Source organism: Flavobacterium sp. (assembly GCF_027484205.1).
GTDB lineage: Bacteria > Bacteroidota > Bacteroidia > Flavobacteriales > Flavobacteriaceae > Flavobacterium.
This window is the reverse complement of sequence record NZ_JAIXUB010000009.1, coordinates 140,079-156,763: the sequence shown is the minus strand read 5'-3', so window position 1 is coordinate 156,763 and position 16,685 is coordinate 140,079. Positions and strand designations below refer to the sequence as shown.

Sequence of the window (16,685 nt, the reverse complement as noted above, 5' to 3'; positions counted from 1 at the left end):
GACAGGCTCAGTGTGACAAAAAATAAAACTATGATGAACTGGGAACAACTTTTATCTTTAAAACGTCAAGGTGACAAAGGAAAGCGACTACGAATAGAGCAAGACGACACACGTTTAGGCTTTGAAGTTGATTATGATAGAATCATTTTTTCTTCTGCTTTTAGAAGTTTGCAAGATAAAACGCAAGTAGTTCCGTTATCAAAAACCGATTTCGTTCATACACGATTAACGCATAGTTTAGAAGTTTCGGTAGTTGGGCGTTCTATAGGACGATTAGTAGGAAAAAAAATCATTGAAAAATATCCATATCTACAAGAAATTCATGGTTATCAAGCAAATGATTTTGGAGCTATTGTAGCCGCAGCATCCTTGGCACATGATATTGGAAATCCACCTTTCGGTCATTCTGGTGAAAAAGCAATTGGTGAATATTTTTCTATAGGAAAAGGACAAAAATTTAAAGAGCAACTTACCGATAAAGAATGGCAGGATTTAATAGATTTTGAAGGAAATGCCAACGGATTCTCAGTTTTAACAAGTTCACGACCTGGAATAGAAGGAAGCATCCGCTTGACTTATGCGGTTTTAGGTGCTTTTATGAAATATCCGAAAGAAAGTTTACCCAAAAAACCAACTTCGAATATTGCTGATAAAAAATATGGTTTCTTTCAAACTGACAAAGAGTTTTTCAAAGAAGTAGCCGATGAATTAGGATTAATTCCAAATAAATCGGGAAATGATATTGGTTACCAAAGACATCCTCTCGCCTATTTGGTTGAAGCTGCTGATGACATTTGCTACACTATAATTGATTTTGAAGACGGAATAAATCTCGGATTAGTATCGGAAGATTTTGCCTTAGAATATTTAATCAAATTGGTGAAAGATTCTATTGATACAACTAAATACAATTCACTTACAACTAAAGAAGACAGGATAAGTTATTTACGCGCTTTAGCCATTGGAAATCTAATTAACGATGCCGTACGTATATTTATAGAAAATGAAGAAGCCATTTTGAAAGGAGAATTTCCTTATGCTTTAACTGATAAAAGTAAATACAAAGCACAAATTGACGATATTATTAAGTTGAGTGTAAAGAATATTTATCAAAGTCGTGAAGTAATTGAGAAAGAACTTTCTGGTTATCAAATGATAAATAATTTGTTAGACAAATTTATAACGGCTTACAACAATAATTATGAAGGAAAAGCGACCAATTATGATAAGCTACTATTAAAGATTTTACCTGAAAAGAATCATCCCGACGCCTCAGGAGATAAAGAAACTTTATACGAACGATTGTTACATATTTGTCATTTTATTTCGATGCTTACTGATGGAAAGGCTCTCATTTACAACAAAATAATTTCAAATAACAATTGTTAAATTTTATATTTTTTATAAAAAATTACATAATTTAGCAAGCTAAACCATCTTTATAAAAAAATTACAATGAAAAAACACTTACTTTTAAGTCTACTTTTGTCGATTTTTTTGGTTTCAGGCTATTCACAAACGAATAACCAAAATGATACTAAAAAAATTACTAACAAGTCAAAAAAACATGCTGTAAAAGCTGCTAAACCTGACAAAAGAACAAAAGAATTAAGAAAAAAGCATGCATATTTTCTAAAAAACAGTCCTTTTAAAGAAACTTTAAAACTTAAAAAGACTGAAAGAAAAGCGCTGGGTATTCCTCCAAAGAAATACTATGAAATGGAATGGGAATTAACCATGAATCCTGAAACAGGAAGACCAACTCCAGAAAACTTATTAGTTGTTAAATCGCAGTTAGAAGAAATAAGACAACAAGCCCTTCTTCACAGAACACCAGGAGATGCTTTAGATAATGCTTGGGTTGAAAGAGGTCCAACAAATGTTGGAGGAAGAACAAGAGCTGTTATGTTTGACCCAAACGATCCTACTAATGAAACAGTTTTTGCTGGTTCTGTTAGTGGTGGTTTATATAAAAACACAAATATTTCAAATGCAAATTCAACTTGGACAAGAGTCAATACTCCTGATAATTTAGCAGTTTCATGCATTACTTATGATCCAAACAATACAAATATATTTTACGTAGGAACTGGTGAGTCTTATGTTCAAGGAGATGTTAACGGAAACGGGTTATGGAAATCTACTGATGCAGGCGCAACATGGACAAAAGTTTTAGGAGGAATTTCCGGGCCAACAACTTTTCAATCTGCTTCAAATATTACAATAAACACACCTTCAGGTGTTGCAGGAAATTATGTTTGTTACCCTACAAATCCTGCTAATTTTGGTTCAGCTATTACAACTACCATTACTGCAGATATTGTTTTAGTAAATGATGGAACAGCACCAACTTCTGACGCTTGTGAAACTATTGTAAACAATGTTTCTGGAAAAATAGCACTAATCAGAAGAGGTGATTGTACATTCGTAATAAAAGTAAAAGCAGCTCAGGATGCAGGAGCAATTGGAGTAATTATGATGAACAATATTACTGGTCAACCAATACCAATGGGAGGAACAGACACAACAATTACTATTCCATCTGTAATGATTTCTAAAGAAGATGGTGATTTATTAGAAGCTGCTTTATCATCTGGAACTATGACAGGTGCTTTAAACCCAACAGGTACAGGTTTTACAGGTAACTTAGTTCCTGGTATCCAACACATAAACGATGTAAAAGTTAGAAATAATGGTGGTGTTTCTGAAGTTTATGTTGCCGCTGCAGAATCTTATTATTCTGAGTCAAATGCACTAACCTTTTTAGGTGGTCCAGCATATGGCCTATACAAATCTACAAATGGAGGTTCTACTTGGAATGAAGTAAGTATGCCTTTAACTGATGGAGGAAGAAAACATTGTCCAAATAATATTGAATTTGGTTCAGATAATAAAATATGGGTTTCAACAAAAAGCACATATATTTATGGAGAAGGCGGAGGAAAAGTATTTTCTTCTACTGATGGAGTAAATTTTGTTCAAAACTATGCAGTTACAAATGGAAGAAGAACTGAAATTGCAGTTTCTAAGACAACTCCTGGAAAAGTTTATGTTTTAGCAGAACTTTCACAAGCAAGTGCTACAGTACCAAATGTTGAAACAACAATTGTGAAAACCACAAATGCTTTTGCATCAAGTTCAACAATGACGTTACCTGTTGATGCTGATCCTGCTTCAAGATTTACCAGTTATGGATTTACAGGTCAACAAGCATTTTTTGATTTATTTATAGAACTTGACCCAACTAATGATGAAACTCTATATGTTGGTGGTATAGATTTATTTAAATCAACAAATGGAGCAACCTCATGGTCGCAAATTAGTCACTGGACTGGAGGTTATGGCTATCAATATACACATTCTGATCAACATGCTGTTGCTTTTGGAAATGGAGCAACAAATAAATTACTTTTTGGAAATGATGGTGGTGTTTATTATTCTGGTAATTCAGGAACTACTATTTCATCAAGAAATAAAGGATTTAATGCAACTCAATTTTATAGTGTTGGAGTAGCTCCAACAACAAACGGAATGTCTGGTGATAATTTTGTGGCCGGAGCACAAGATAATGGATCTCAAATGTTTCTTGGCGCAACACCTGGATTAAACGAAAGTAGCCAAGTTCAAGGTGGTGATGGAGCTTACAGTTTTATGGATACCGATGGAACTGACAGATATAGAATTACAAATTACGTTTACAACAACAGCATTAATCTATATAATTATGCTAATAGCCAAACAAGAGTTATCAATTCAGAATCTACAGAAAATGGTGCTTTTATTGCTCCAATGGCTTTAGATTCTAATATGGATATTTTATATTCTGATTATACAAATACGAGTGGAACAACTCCGCTTTATCAAATCAGAAGATATGCTAGAGTAAAAGGTCCTTTAAGTGTGGTAAAAACAACATTAACCAATGCTTTATTGACAAGTTCTCCAACAGCATTTACAGTTTCTAAATTTGGAACTCCAACAACTTCAAGTACTCTTTTAGTTGGAACAAGAAATGCAAAACTTTTAAAGATAACTAATGCAAATGCAACTCCAACATGGACTGACATTACAGGTCCAGCATTTGTTGGAAGTGTTTCAGATGTAGAATATGGTACAACAGAAAATGAAATTTTTGTAACAATGCACAATTATAATGTAGTTAGCATTTGGTATACAAATGATGGTGGAGTAACATGGCAAAATAAAGAAGGTAATTTACCTGATATTCCTGTAAAAGCTGTTGTAAAAAATCCTTTAAATGCTAATGAGGTTATTGTTGGAACAGAATTAGGTGTTTGGTTTACGAATACTTTTAACACTGCTTCTCCAACTTGGAATCAATCTTTTAACGGAATGAGTAATGTTAAAGTTACTGACCTTGACTTAAGAAATGATAATGTGGTTTTTGCATCAACTTATGGTAGAGGCGTTTTTTCTGGAGCATTTACAAGTTCTACTCTATCTAACAATGATATTGTTAAATCTAACGGTATTAAAGTGTATCCAAACCCATCAAATGGCTCAATCAATTTAAACATTAATGACTTTACTGGCAAAATCAATATCCAATTATTTGATATTAAAGGTCAGGTTGTTTATTCTGATTACAATGTTGATTTTAGCTTTGAAAAGACAATTAACTTTAATAAGCTATCAACAGGACTTTATATTTTAAAAGTATCAAGTGATAATTTAAATTATACAGAGAAAATAATTATTGAATAATTTTCTTTACTATTTTATCCAAATAAAAAAGGGTTTGTCATTAATTTGACAAACCCTTTTTCTTGTTAAACTATATTGATAATTACTTTAATAAGCTATCTAATTGTTCTACTAATTTTGAATCTGAAGGTCTTTTTGCATTTGCATCAATTGTATTTCCATTTGGATCTATTAAAATAAATCTAGGAATAGAATTAATTCCATAAGCAGTAATAAAATCTGAAGCCCAATTTTTATCTGCAAATAATTGAACACCTCCTAATTTTTTGTCATCCACAAATTTTTTCCATTTTTCATAATCCTTTTGCTCATCAACTGAAATACTTAAAAAAGCAATTTTTTTATCATTATATTTTTCTTCAATTTTTTGTAAATGTGGAATCTCAGCTCTACAAGGAGCACACCAAGTTGCCCAAACATCGATGTAAACATATTTACCTCTAAAATTTTCTAATTTTTCTCTACCGCCAGCGTGATTTTCATAATCAAAAGAAGGTGATGGTTTGCCTGTTATTTCTCTCGTCTTTTGAGCTTGAGCATAATCCATTTGCATACCAAAAAACTCTTGAGTCATCGATTTTTTAATTTGTGTTTTAAAAGTATCATCAAAATTACCTTTCTCTAATTTTTCAAAATCATTCTTCTTTTTAGCATCAAAAGCTTGATAAAATTCGTCTTTACTCTTCTTAAAATTTTCTTCTAAAAAAACTTCATTATTAATAGTTTGTTGAGCTAAAAAATTATTTTCTCCAGAGCCTTTTCCTTCAAAAACAATCGATTCGTCAAATTGCTTTGCATCCATTTTTAATTTCAAATCAAAACCATCTTTTAAAAATAGTTGAGCATATTCAACACCATCAAACATTACGTAGAAACCATCTTTTACATCGAACTTATCAGAAAACTGCCCGTTTTTATCAACCGCAATTTCTTTAATGGTTTTATTCATATTATCTTTAATATAAATAACATCACCATTTCTATTGGAAATATTTGCCTGAAAACTAACTTTTCCTTGAGCAAAACCAAGATTTAAAGTCAAAACAACAATCAAAATGCCTAAAACTTTTTTCATATAAATACATTTTTTAAAAATTAAGTAATATCAAATATACTTCTTTTAGCAATTGAGTAATAAATATTAACAAAAAATTCAATACTATTTTACACCATTTAATTAATATTTGTTTTTTACTTTTGCACCCGAGACTGAAGGTCGAATTGTAAGTAATAAAAATTTTATTCCAAATGTATAGAAGTCATAATTGTGGCGAATTAAACGCCTCACATATTAATCAAGAAGTTACACTTGCTGGTTGGGTTCAAAAATCAAGAGATAAAGGATTCATGAATTGGGTTGATTTGCGCGACCGTTATGGAATAACTCAATTGTTATTTGACGAAAGTCGTTCAGAAAAATCAGTTTTTGAATTGGCTAAAACTCTTGGAAGAGAATTTGTAGTTCAAGTAAAAGGAACTGTTATTGAGCGTGAAGCTAAAAACAAAAATATCCCAACAGGTGAAATTGAAATTCTTGTAAAAGAAATGACAATTCTAAATGCTGCTTTAACTCCTCCATTCACTATTGAAGATGAAACCGATGGTGGTGAAGATATCAGAATGAAATACCGTTACTTAGATATCAGAAGAAATCCTGTAAAAAACAGTTTATTGTTCCGTCACAAAGTAGCACAAGCAGTAAGAAATTATCTTTCTAATTTAGATTTCTGTGAAGTAGAAACTCCATATTTGATAAAATCAACACCAGAAGGCGCAAGAGATTTTGTTGTTCCAAGTAGAATGAACGAAGGTCAATTTTATGCCTTACCACAATCGCCACAAACTTTTAAACAACTTTTGATGGTTGGCGGAATGGATAAATATTTTCAAATCGTAAAATGTTTCCGCGACGAGGATTTACGTGCCGATAGACAACCGGAATTTACTCAAATCGATTGTGAAATGGCATTTGTAGAACAAGAAGATATTTTAAATGTTTTTGAAGGATTAACACGTCATTTGCTAAAAGAAATAAAAGGTATTGAAGTAGAAAAATTCCCTCGAATTACCTACGATTACGCAATGAAGACCTACGGAAATGATAAACCAGATATACGTTTTGATATGAAATTTGGTGAGTTAAATGAAGTGGCTCAACATAAAGATTTCCCAGTTTTCAATGCCGCAGAATTAGTTGTTGGAATTGCTGCTCCAAATTGTGCCGCTTATACTCGTAAAGAAATTGATGCCTTAATTGACTGGGTTAAACGTCCACAAATCGGTGCATCAGGAATGGTTTATGTAAAATGTGAAGCGGATGGAACGTACAAATCATCAGTAGATAAATTTTACGATCAAGAAGATTTGAAAAAATGGGTAGAAATTACAGGAGCAAAAACTGGAGACATGATTTTTGTACTTTCTGGTCCGGCTGATAAAACTCGTGCACAACTTTCTGCATTGAGAATGGAATTAGCAACAAGATTAGGATTAAGAAATCCAGCAGAATTCGCTCCATTATGGGTTGTAGATTTCCCATTATTAGAGTTAGACGAAGAATCTGGAAGATGGCATGCCATGCACCATCCGTTTACTTCTCCAAAACCAGAAGACATGGAGTTGTTAGCTACAAATCCAGGTAAAGTTCGCGCTAATGCTTATGATATGGTGTTGAACGGAAACGAAATTGGTGGTGGTTCAATCAGAATTCACGATAAAGCTACCCAACAATTAATGTTCAAATATTTAGGATTTACTGAAGAAGAAGCTCGAAATCAATTTGGATTCTTGATGGATGCATTCCAGTTTGGAGCGCCACCACATGGAGGTTTAGCGTTTGGTTTAGACCGATTAGTAGCTATTCTTGGTGGTCAAGAAACAATTCGTGATTTTATTGCATTCCCAAAAAATAATTCGGGAAGAGATGTTATGATTGACGCGCCATCTGTAATTGATGACTTACAATTGAATGAATTACATATAAAAGTTGATTTGAAGTAAAAACTATCAAATTCTCAAATATTCTAAAAGCAACTATTTAAAAATTTATAAATAGTTGCTTTTTTTATTGCAAAATTTAGACTATTTCAAATATTACACTGAAAATCATTTAATTATAATTTTAAATTTTTGTAAATTTTTTAAACTTTTATTTAATTTTTGTTTGCTATGTCATAAATAAGTATATCTTTGACCATTATTAATTTTTTACATTACAAAATGCGCACAGGTACAGTTAAATTTTTCAATGAATCAAAAGGTTACGGATTCATTACAGATGATGAAAATGGAAAAGACATTTTCGTTCACGCTACAGGTATTAAAGCTGAAAACTTAAACGAAGGAGACAAAGTTTCTTACGAAGAAGAAGAAGGAAGAAAAGGTAAAGTAGCTGCTCAAGTAGTAGTTATCGAAGACTAATATATATTATTTTTTGATTGCCTTAATGGTCTAAACGCTCTGAAAATTTCAGAGCGTTTTTTTTATGATTAAAAATATTATTTAGAACAGGTTTAAATAAACGATTTTAACGCATAAATAACAAACGTTTATGTAATGATTTTTGAGAATTAAATAATGCAATGTATATTTGTAGCTATTTTACAAATACTAACTTTTAGAGACATGCAATCTACTCAAATTGATTATTTACCAATCTTAATGCAAGCTGGTCTAGCAATAGGATTTGTTGTTGCAACTATAATTGGTTCTAGTTTTCTTGGACCAAAAAGACATTCTAAAAACAAAGATAAAAACTTCGAGTGTGGGATTGAATCTGTAGGAAATGCTCGTATTCCATTTTCTGTAAAATACTTTCTTGTAGCAATTCTTTTTGTACTTTTTGATGTAGAGGTTATTTTCTTATATCCTTGGGCAGTAAATTTTAAAGATCTTGGAATAGATGGAATGATCAAAATGGTTATTTTCATGTTGCTACTTTTAGTTGGTTTCTTCTACATAATTAAGAAGAAAGCATTAGAATGGGAATAGATTAATTATAGCTAACGAAAGCGAATAATTGAAATAATTTTAAATTACGAATTATAAAATGAGTGATTCTAAAACAAAAATGGTTGCTCCGCCAGAAGGAGTAACAGGTGAAGGTTTCTTCGCTACTAAATTAAACGATGTTGTTGGGTTAGCAAGAGCTAATTCTCTTTGGCCATTGCCTTTCGCGACTTCTTGTTGTGGAATTGAATTTATGGCAACCATGGCATCGCATTATGATTTAGCACGTTTTGGTTCAGAAAGAGTAAGTTTTTCTCCTCGTCAAGCGGATATGCTAATGGTAATGGGTACAATTTCTAAAAAAATGGCACCTATTTTACGTCAAGTTTACGAACAAATGTCTGAACCTCGTTGGGTAATTTCTGTTGGTGCTTGTGCCTGTTCAGGTGGCGTTTTTGATACGTATTCTGTTTTACAAGGAATTGATAAAGTAATTCCAGTTGACGTTTACGTTCCAGGTTGCCCGCCAAGACCAGAACAAATTGTTGATGGCGTAATGCAATTACAAGAATTAGTAAAGAATGAATCTGTTCGCAGAAGAAATTCTCCAGAATATAAAGAATTATTAGCTTCTTACAACCTATAATATGGCTTTAGAAACGGCATACATACAAGAAAAACTAACTCAAAAATTTGGCAATAATGTGTTGAATTTTGAAATGAGTAAGGATATTTTTTCTTTTGAAGCAGCTCCAAATTTAATTCGTGAAGTAATCCGATTCTTAAAAGAGGAAGAAAGTTTAAATTTTCATTTTTTAACCGATTTAGCAGGAATTCACTTTCCTGATAATGATGAAAACCACCAATTTTCAGTGGTTTATCAATTGCATAATTGGGTTGAAAATGTGAGAATTAGAGTTAAAACTTTCCTTACTGAAAATCCAGAAACAGATACTATCTCAGATTTATTTCTTTGTGCCAATTGGATGGAAAGAGAAGCATGGGATTTTTATGGAATTAATTTCAAAGGACATCCTCAATTGAAAAGAATTCTAAACATGATTGAAATGGTTTCGCATCCTATGAGAAAAGAATTCCCAATGGAAGATGGAGGAAGAACCGATAAAGACGATAGATTTTTTGGAAGAACAGCGCAAAATTAATTGAAATTAAAAATTATGAATTACAATTTTTTGTAACTCTAATTTATAGTTTGAAAGTAGTATATAAAAAATAAGATTGCCATTTACCTATTGAAATAATTTTTAATTCGTAATTCGTAATTCGTAATTGATTGAAAATGTCAGACTTATTATTACCACCAGAGCATCGATATGCTAAAATTATAGAAGAAACTCGCAACGAAGATGGTAGCGAGCTTTCAATACTAAATCTTGGACCTACACATCCAGCAACTCATGGTATTTTTCAAAATATCTTGCTTATGGATGGTGAAAAAATTCTAGATGCAGAGCCAACTATTGGATACATTCATCGTGCCTTTGAAAAAATCGCAGAAAATCGTCCATTTTACCAAATAAATGTGTTGACTGATAGAATGAATTATTGTTCTTCACCAATCAACAACATGGCTTGGTGGATGACTGTTGAAAAATTATTAGACATTGAAGTTCCTAAACGTGCACAATATTTAAGAGTTATAGTTATGGAGTTGGCTCGTATTGCCGACCATCTAATTTGCAACTCAATCCTTGGTGTTGATACAGGTGCTTATACTGGATTCCTCTATGTATTCCAATTTAGAGAGAAAATCTACGAAATATATGAAGAAATTTGTGGAGCACGTCTAACAACAAATATGGGAAGAATTGGAGGTTTTGAAAGAGAATGGTCTGAAGTTGCTTTCAAAAAACTAGATACTTTCCTTACAGACTTTCCAGTTGCTTGGAAAGAATTTGAAAATTTATTTGAAAGAAACAGAATTTTTATTGATAGAACCGTTAATGTTGGCCCTATTACTGCTGAAAAAGCAATGCAATATGGTATGACAGGTCCAAATTTACGTGCAGCAGGTATTGACTATGATGTAAGAAAAGCGGCACCATATTCGTCATACGAAGATTTTGAATTTGATATTCCAGTTGGGAAATCAGGCGATACTTATGATAGATTTTGTGTTAGAAATGCTGAAGTTTGGGAAAGTTTAAGAATCATCAAACAAGCTTTAGCTAAATTACCTGAAGGTCCAATCCATGCTGATGTTCCCGATTATTACTTACCTCCAAAAGAAGACGTTTATCACAATATGGAATCGTTAATTTATCATTTCAAAATTGTGATGGGTGAAGTTCCAGTTCCTGTAGCTGAGATTTACCATGCTGTTGAAGGTGGAAATGGCGAATTAGGATTTTATTTAATAACTGATGGAAGCAGAACACCTTACAGATTAAAAATGAGAAGACCTTGCTACATTTATTATCAAGCTTATACCGAAATGATTAAAGGCGGCATGTTATCTGATGCTATTGTAATTTTGTCAAGTTTAAATGTAATTGCAGGCGAATTAGACGCATAAAAAGTAAGATTGCAGAATGCAGGTTTTAGATTACAGATTGAAATATCTAAAATCTAAAATTTAATATCTAAAATTAGAAATGGAAAGATCACATATAAAACAAGAGATAAACATAACTGAATCGTTGATGAATAGAATCAATGAATTAATCAGTCATTATCCTGAAGGCAAACAAAAATCGGCTTTATTACCTGTTTTGCATGAAGTTCAAGATGCACACGATAATTGGTTGAGTATTGAATTACAAAACAAAGTTGCCGAAATCCTTGGTATTCTGCCAATTGAAGTATATGAAGTAGTAACATTTTATACAATGTTCAACCAAAGACCAATTGGAAAATACATGTTTGAATTCTGTCAAACTTCACCATGTTGTCAAAACGGTGTGGAAGATTTGATGGATTACACCTGTTCTAAATTAGGTGTAAAAGTTGGCGAACCAACACCAGACATGATGTTTGAAGTTCGTGGCGTAGAATGTCTAGGTGCTTGTGGATATGCTCCAATGATGCAATTGGGTGATTTCTATCAAGAGCATTTGACAAAAGAAAAAATCGATCAGTTAATGACTGATTGCAAAGACGGAAAAATCACTTTACACGATAAATAATATCATGGGAAGAAAAATATTATTAGACAAAATCAACGTTCCAGGAATTAAAACTTATGAAGTATATCGTCGTGAAGGCGGATATGCGTCGGTAGAAAAAGCCTTGAAAAAAATGACGCCAGATGAAGTGGTTGAAGAAGTAAAAACTTCAGGACTTCGTGGTCGTGGTGGTGCAGGATTTCCAGCCGGAATGAAATGGAGTTTTATCGATAAAAAATCGGGAAATCCAAGACATTTAGTTTGTAATGCTGACGAATCTGAACCTGGAACTTTTAAAGACCGTTATCTAATGGAGTACATTCCTCATTTATTAATTGAAGGAATGATTACCTCAAGTTACGCTCTTGGTGCAAACTTATCTTACATCTATATTCGTGGAGAATATATGTGGGTTTACAAAATTTTAGAAAGAGCCATCGCCGAAGCAAAAGCTGCTGGTTGGTTGGGTAAAAATATATTAGGTTCTGGTTACGATTTAGAACTTTTTGTTCAAATTGGTGGCGGAGCTTACATTTGCGGTGAGGAAACTGCTTTAATTGAAAGCTTGGAAGGAAATCGTGGAAATCCTAGATTGAAACCACCATTTCCAGCTGTTAAAGGACTTTGGCAAAATCCAACTGTAGTAAATAACGTTGAAACCATTTCTGCTGTGCCTTGGATTATCAATAATTCAGGTACTGATTATGCAGCAATTGGAATTGGTCGTTCAACTGGAACAAAATTAATTTCGGCATCTGGAAATATTAAAAATCAAGGTGTTTACGAAATTGAACTTGGACTATCCGTTTACGAATTCATGAATTCTGATGAATATTGTGGTGGAATGCAAACCGATAGACCATTAAAAGCATTAGTTCCAGGAGGAAGTTCGGTGCCAATTTTACCAGCAAATTTAATTTACAAAACGGCTGCAGGTGAAGATAGGTTGATGACTTATGAAAGTTTGTCTGATGGTGGATTTGCAACAGGTTCAATGTTAGGTTCTGGCGGATTCATTGTTTATGACGATAGAGCTTGTATTGTTCGCAATACTTGGAATTTTTCAAGATTTTATCACCATGAATCTTGCGGACAATGTACACCATGCCGTGAAGGAACAGGTTGGTTAGAAAAAGTATTATGGAGAATCGAAAACGGTCAAGGTCGTGAAGAAGACATTGAATTGTTATGGAGCATTCAATCTAAAATAGAAGGAAATACGATTTGTCCACTAGGTGATGCGGCTTCATGGCCAGTTGCTGCGGCAATTCGTCACTTCAGAGATGAGTTTGAATACCACATTCGTTTTCCTGAGAAAGTAAAAAATAGAGATCACTTTGTGGCTGAACCATTTGAAAAAGTGAAACATTTAGTAGCAAAACAAGAAGTTTAATAAGAACAAAAATACTCCGTAGGAGTTATATATTGGTATGAAAGTAACCATTGACGGTCAAGAAATTGAAGTAGAAGCAGGAACAACAATCCTTCAAGCTGCTCGTATGATTGGTGGAGAATCAGTTCCGCCAGCCATGTGTTATTATTCTAAACTAAAAGGAACAGGCGGAAAATGTCGTTGTTGTTTAGTTGACGTTACAAAAGGTAGTGAGGCTGACCCAAGACCAATGCCAAAACTGGTAGCATCATGTGTTACAGGTTGTCAAGACGGAATGGAAGTAGCAAGCAAATCTTCTGAAAGAGTAACAGAAGCTAGAAAAGCAGTAACCGAGTTTCTTCTTATAAATCACCCATTGGATTGTCCAGTTTGTGATCAAGCAGGTGAATGTGATTTGCAAAATTTATCTTTCGAACACGGAAAATCAGAAACCCGTTTTATCGAAGAAAAAAGAACTTTCGAACCAGAAAACATTGGCCCATACATTCAACTTCACATGAATCGTTGTATTGTTTGTCAAAGATGTGTTGAAGTTGCTGATCAATTGACCGATAAAAGAGTTCACGGAGTTCTAAATCGTGGAGATCATTCTCAAATTTCAACCTGCATTTCAACTGCAATCGACAATGAATTTTCAGGAAACATGATTGACGTATGTCCAGTTGGTGCTTTAACTGATAAAACATTCCGATTCAAATCTAGAGTTTGGTTCAACAAACCATTTAATGCTCACAGAGAATGTACTACTCCAGGATGTTGTGGAAAAACAACATTATGGATGTTTGGAAACGAAATTCAAAGAGTTACAGCAAGAAAAGATATTTATCACGAAGTAGAAGAATTTATCTGTAACACATGTCGTTTTGACAAAAAAGAAGTTTCTGATTGGATTATTGAAGGACCAAGAAAATTCGAAAAAGATTCGGTTATCAATCAAAATAATTACACCCGCAAAATGGATAAAGTTGTGATTGAAACTGAAAAAGGAATTTTAGAAGGTAGAGAAATTGACAGAAAAAAGATAAGTATGGCTCAAATTCCATTAGATAACAATAAAAAAGCTTAAAAATGGATAGTGCATTTATCATAGAAAAAAGTGTTTTTATAGTAGCTGTTTTCGCAATTACTATGTTGATGGCAATGTATTCTACTTGGGCTGAAAGAAAAGTTGCAGCTTATCTTCAAGATAGAGTTGGTCCAAATCGTGCTGGTTGGGGTGGTTTATTACAACCTCTTGCTGACGGTATGAAATTATTTGCTAAAGAGGAATTTGAACCAAATACTCCTAATAAATTTTTATTCTTTGTTGGTCCAGCGATTGCAATGAGTACCGCATTAATGACTAGTGCAGTTATTCCTTGGGGTGACAAATTAGAAATTTTTGGAAGAACTGTTGTTTTACAAGCTACCGATATAGATGTCTCTTTATTATATATTTTTGGAGTAGTTTCTGTTGGTGTTTATGGAATTATGATTGGAGGTTGGGCTTCAAATAATAAATATTCATTAATGAGTGCTATTCGTGCAGGTTCACAAATGGTTTCGTATGAAATTGCGATGGGACTTTCAATGATTGCTTTATTAATGATGACAGGAACATTGAGTTTAAAAGAAATATCAATGCAACAAGCCGGAATGAATTGGAATGTTTTCTACCAACCAGTAGGATTTTTAATATTCTTAATTTGTGCTTTTGCAGAAACAAATAGAACTCCTTTCGACTTAGCAGAATGTGAATCCGAATTAATTGGAGGTTATCATACAGAATATTCATCAATGAAAATGGGATTCTATTTATTTGCTGAATATGCAAATATGTTTATTTCATCAACCATTTTAGCAGTTCTCTATTTTGGAGGTTATAACTATCCAGGAATGAGTTGGGCAATTGAAAATTGGGGTGTTAATATTGGAAATATCATCGGTATATTTGCATTATTTGCAAAATTATGTTTCTTCATCTTTTTCTTTATGTGGATCAGATGGACAATACCAAGATTTAGATACGATCAATTGATGCATTTAGGTTGGAAAATTCTAATTCCTCTTTCAATCGTCAATATTATTATAACAGGAATTTGCATTTTAGCTTTTAATTAAGAAAAGAAATTATGTCAACATCAATACAAAGTATATCGCTATCAGGTAAGAAAAAAGAAGTTTCTAATAAGGAAATGACTTTTCTTGAAAGAATGTATCTAATAGCAATTTTTAAAGGATTATGGATAACTATCAAGCACTTCTTCAAAAAGAAAGCAACTATTCATTATCCAGAACAAGTACGTGAGTTTAGCCCAGTTTATAGAGGAAAACACATGTTGAAACGTGATGAACAAGGAAGAGAAAATTGTACAGCATGTGGTTTGTGTGCGCTATCATGTCCAGCAGAAGCAATTACCATGAAAGCTGAAGAGCGTAAAAAAGGAGAAGAACATCTTTACAGAGAAGAAAAATATGCATCTATTTATGAAATAAATATGTTGCGTTGTATTTTCTGCGGTTTATGTGAAGAAGCTTGTCCAAAAGATGCCATCTATTTAACTATTTCAAAAGAATTAGTTCCAGCACAATACGACAGAGAAGATTTTATCTTCGGCAAAGATAAATTAGTAATGCCGCTAGAAATGGCTTTAGCAAATACTAAAAAACTGAATTAATTATGTCTCCAATACTAATAACATTTTACGTTTTAGCAGCTATAACATTGGCAACAGCTTTTTTGACCATTTATAGTAAAAACCCAATTCATAGTGCCATTTATTTAGTACTTTGTTTCTTTTCGATAGCAGGACATTATTTCTTATTTAATGCTCAGTTTTTAGCCATAGTACATATCATCGTCTATTCTGGAGCCATTATGATTCTATTCTTATTTACCATCATGTTGATGAATTTGAATAAAGAAGATGAAGTTCACAAACCAAGAATTACAAGACTTGGAGCAATTGTTGTTTTTTGTTTATTAAGTGCTGTTTTAATAGCCGTATTTGTAAATTCGAAAACAATTGTAGGTGATTATGATACCACAGGAGAAGATTTTCAATCAATTAAAAAGTTAGGTAAAGTCTTGCTTAACGAATATATGGTGCCATTCGAGTTTGCTTCAATACTTCTTTTAGTAGCTATGATTGGAACAGTATTAATATCTAAAAAAGAAAAAAAATAAGATGAATAATATTTTAGATCATATAGGTATAGAAAATTATATTTTTCTTTCTGTCCTTCTTTTCTGCATTGGAGTTTTCGGTGTTTTATACAGAAGAAATGCTATCATTGTTTTTATGTCAATTGAAATCATGCTGAATGCAGTAAACCTTTTGTTTGTTGCTTTTTCAACTTATCACCAAGATGCTGAAGGACAAGTATTCGTTTTCTTTTCAATGGCAGTTGCAGCAGCAGAAGTTGCAGTTGGTTTAGCCATTCTAGTTTCTATTTTCAGAAATTTAGGTTCAATTGATATTGCTAATTTAAAAAACTTAAAAGGATAATCCCTA

The 16,685-nt window shown here is 32.7% G+C and carries 16 protein-coding genes; 15 read left to right on the top strand and 1 reads right to left on the bottom strand.

What is annotated here, in order from left to right; genetic code table 11:
- Nucleotides 1-33: 33 nt before the first annotated feature.
- Both Q0049_RS03300 and Q0049_RS03295 read left to right on the top strand, forming a co-directional pair.
- On the top strand, nt 34-1,389 hold the full coding sequence (locus Q0049_RS03300; protein ID WP_298116618.1) for a deoxyguanosinetriphosphate triphosphohydrolase: 1,356 nt from the start codon (nt 34-36) through the stop codon (nt 1,387-1,389).
- 66 nt (nt 1,390-1,455) lie between these two features.
- Nucleotides 1,456-4,725 carry a PA domain-containing protein gene (locus Q0049_RS03295; protein ID WP_298116542.1) on the top strand — a complete coding sequence of 1,090 codons (3,270 nt, stop codon included), beginning with the start codon at nt 1,456-1,458 and terminating at the stop codon, nt 4,723-4,725.
- Nucleotides 4,726-4,807: 82 nt separating this feature from the next.
- Here the strand turns inward: Q0049_RS03295 and Q0049_RS03290 are convergent, their stop codons facing one another.
- Nucleotides 4,808-5,800, bottom strand: coding sequence for a TlpA disulfide reductase family protein (locus Q0049_RS03290; protein WP_298116540.1), 993 nt, complete (start codon nt 5,798-5,800; stop codon nt 4,808-4,810).
- 173 nt (nt 5,801-5,973) lie between these two features.
- On the opposite strand from Q0049_RS03290, the gene aspS reads away from it, so the two are divergent.
- The 13 genes from aspS (at nt 5,974) to nuoK (ending at nt 16,679) form a co-directional block, all read left to right on the top strand.
- Nucleotides 5,974-7,725: an aspartate--tRNA ligase gene (aspS, locus tag Q0049_RS03285; RefSeq protein ID WP_298116539.1), complete on the top strand. Its 1,752-nt coding sequence runs from the start codon at nt 5,974-5,976 to the stop codon at nt 7,723-7,725.
- A gap of 219 nt (nt 7,726-7,944) precedes the next feature.
- Entirely contained in the window at nt 7,945-8,145 is a 201-nt protein-coding gene (locus tag Q0049_RS03280; RefSeq protein ID WP_298116537.1) for a cold-shock protein, read from the top strand.
- Nucleotides 8,146-8,349: 204 nt separating this feature from the next.
- Nucleotides 8,350-8,715, top strand: coding sequence for an NADH-quinone oxidoreductase subunit A (locus Q0049_RS03275; protein WP_298116616.1), 366 nt, complete (start codon nt 8,350-8,352; stop codon nt 8,713-8,715).
- Nucleotides 8,716-8,773: 58 nt separating this feature from the next.
- Nucleotides 8,774-9,319 carry an NADH-quinone oxidoreductase subunit B gene (locus tag Q0049_RS03270; protein WP_298116535.1) on the top strand — a complete coding sequence of 182 codons (546 nt, stop codon included), beginning with the start codon at nt 8,774-8,776 and terminating at the stop codon, nt 9,317-9,319.
- 1 nt (nt 9,320) lies between these two features.
- The gene (locus Q0049_RS03265; protein ID WP_298116520.1) at nt 9,321-9,836 is read left to right on the top strand and encodes an NADH-quinone oxidoreductase subunit C; all 516 of its coding nucleotides are present in this window, start codon (nt 9,321-9,323) and stop codon (nt 9,834-9,836) included.
- A 137-nt stretch (nt 9,837-9,973) separates the two neighbouring features.
- The gene (nuoD, locus tag Q0049_RS03260; protein WP_298116518.1) at nt 9,974-11,209 is read left to right on the top strand and encodes an NADH dehydrogenase (quinone) subunit D; all 1,236 of its coding nucleotides are present in this window, start codon (nt 9,974-9,976) and stop codon (nt 11,207-11,209) included.
- A 79-nt stretch (nt 11,210-11,288) separates the two neighbouring features.
- On the top strand, nt 11,289-11,819 hold the full coding sequence (locus tag Q0049_RS03255) for an NAD(P)H-dependent oxidoreductase subunit E (RefSeq protein ID WP_298116516.1): 531 nt from the start codon (nt 11,289-11,291) through the stop codon (nt 11,817-11,819).
- Nucleotides 11,820-11,823: 4 nt separating this feature from the next.
- Entirely contained in the window at nt 11,824-13,191 is a 1,368-nt protein-coding gene (nuoF, locus tag Q0049_RS03250; RefSeq protein WP_298116514.1) for an NADH-quinone oxidoreductase subunit NuoF, read from the top strand.
- A 37-nt stretch (nt 13,192-13,228) separates the two neighbouring features.
- On the top strand, nt 13,229-14,257 hold the full coding sequence (locus Q0049_RS03245; protein ID WP_298116511.1) for a 2Fe-2S iron-sulfur cluster-binding protein: 1,029 nt from the start codon (nt 13,229-13,231) through the stop codon (nt 14,255-14,257).
- Between the two features lie 2 nt (nt 14,258-14,259).
- Complete coding sequence (gene nuoH / locus Q0049_RS03240; protein WP_298116509.1) at nt 14,260-15,291, top strand: NADH-quinone oxidoreductase subunit NuoH; 1,032 nt, start codon at nt 14,260-14,262, stop codon at nt 15,289-15,291.
- Between the two features lie 11 nt (nt 15,292-15,302).
- Nucleotides 15,303-15,848, top strand: a complete 546-nt coding sequence (locus Q0049_RS03235; RefSeq protein WP_298116507.1) for an NADH-quinone oxidoreductase subunit I — start codon at nt 15,303-15,305, stop codon at nt 15,846-15,848.
- A 2-nt stretch (nt 15,849-15,850) separates the two neighbouring features.
- A complete protein-coding gene (locus Q0049_RS03230) occupies nt 15,851-16,357 on the top strand; it encodes an NADH-quinone oxidoreductase subunit J (RefSeq protein WP_298116505.1) in 507 nt (168 codons plus the stop codon).
- Between the two features lies 1 nt (nt 16,358).
- Nucleotides 16,359-16,679 (top strand): NADH-quinone oxidoreductase subunit NuoK, encoded by a 321-nt coding sequence (gene nuoK / locus Q0049_RS03225; protein ID WP_298116503.1) that lies wholly within the window; start codon nt 16,359-16,361, stop codon nt 16,677-16,679.
- The last annotated feature ends 6 nt before the right edge of the window (nt 16,680-16,685 follow it).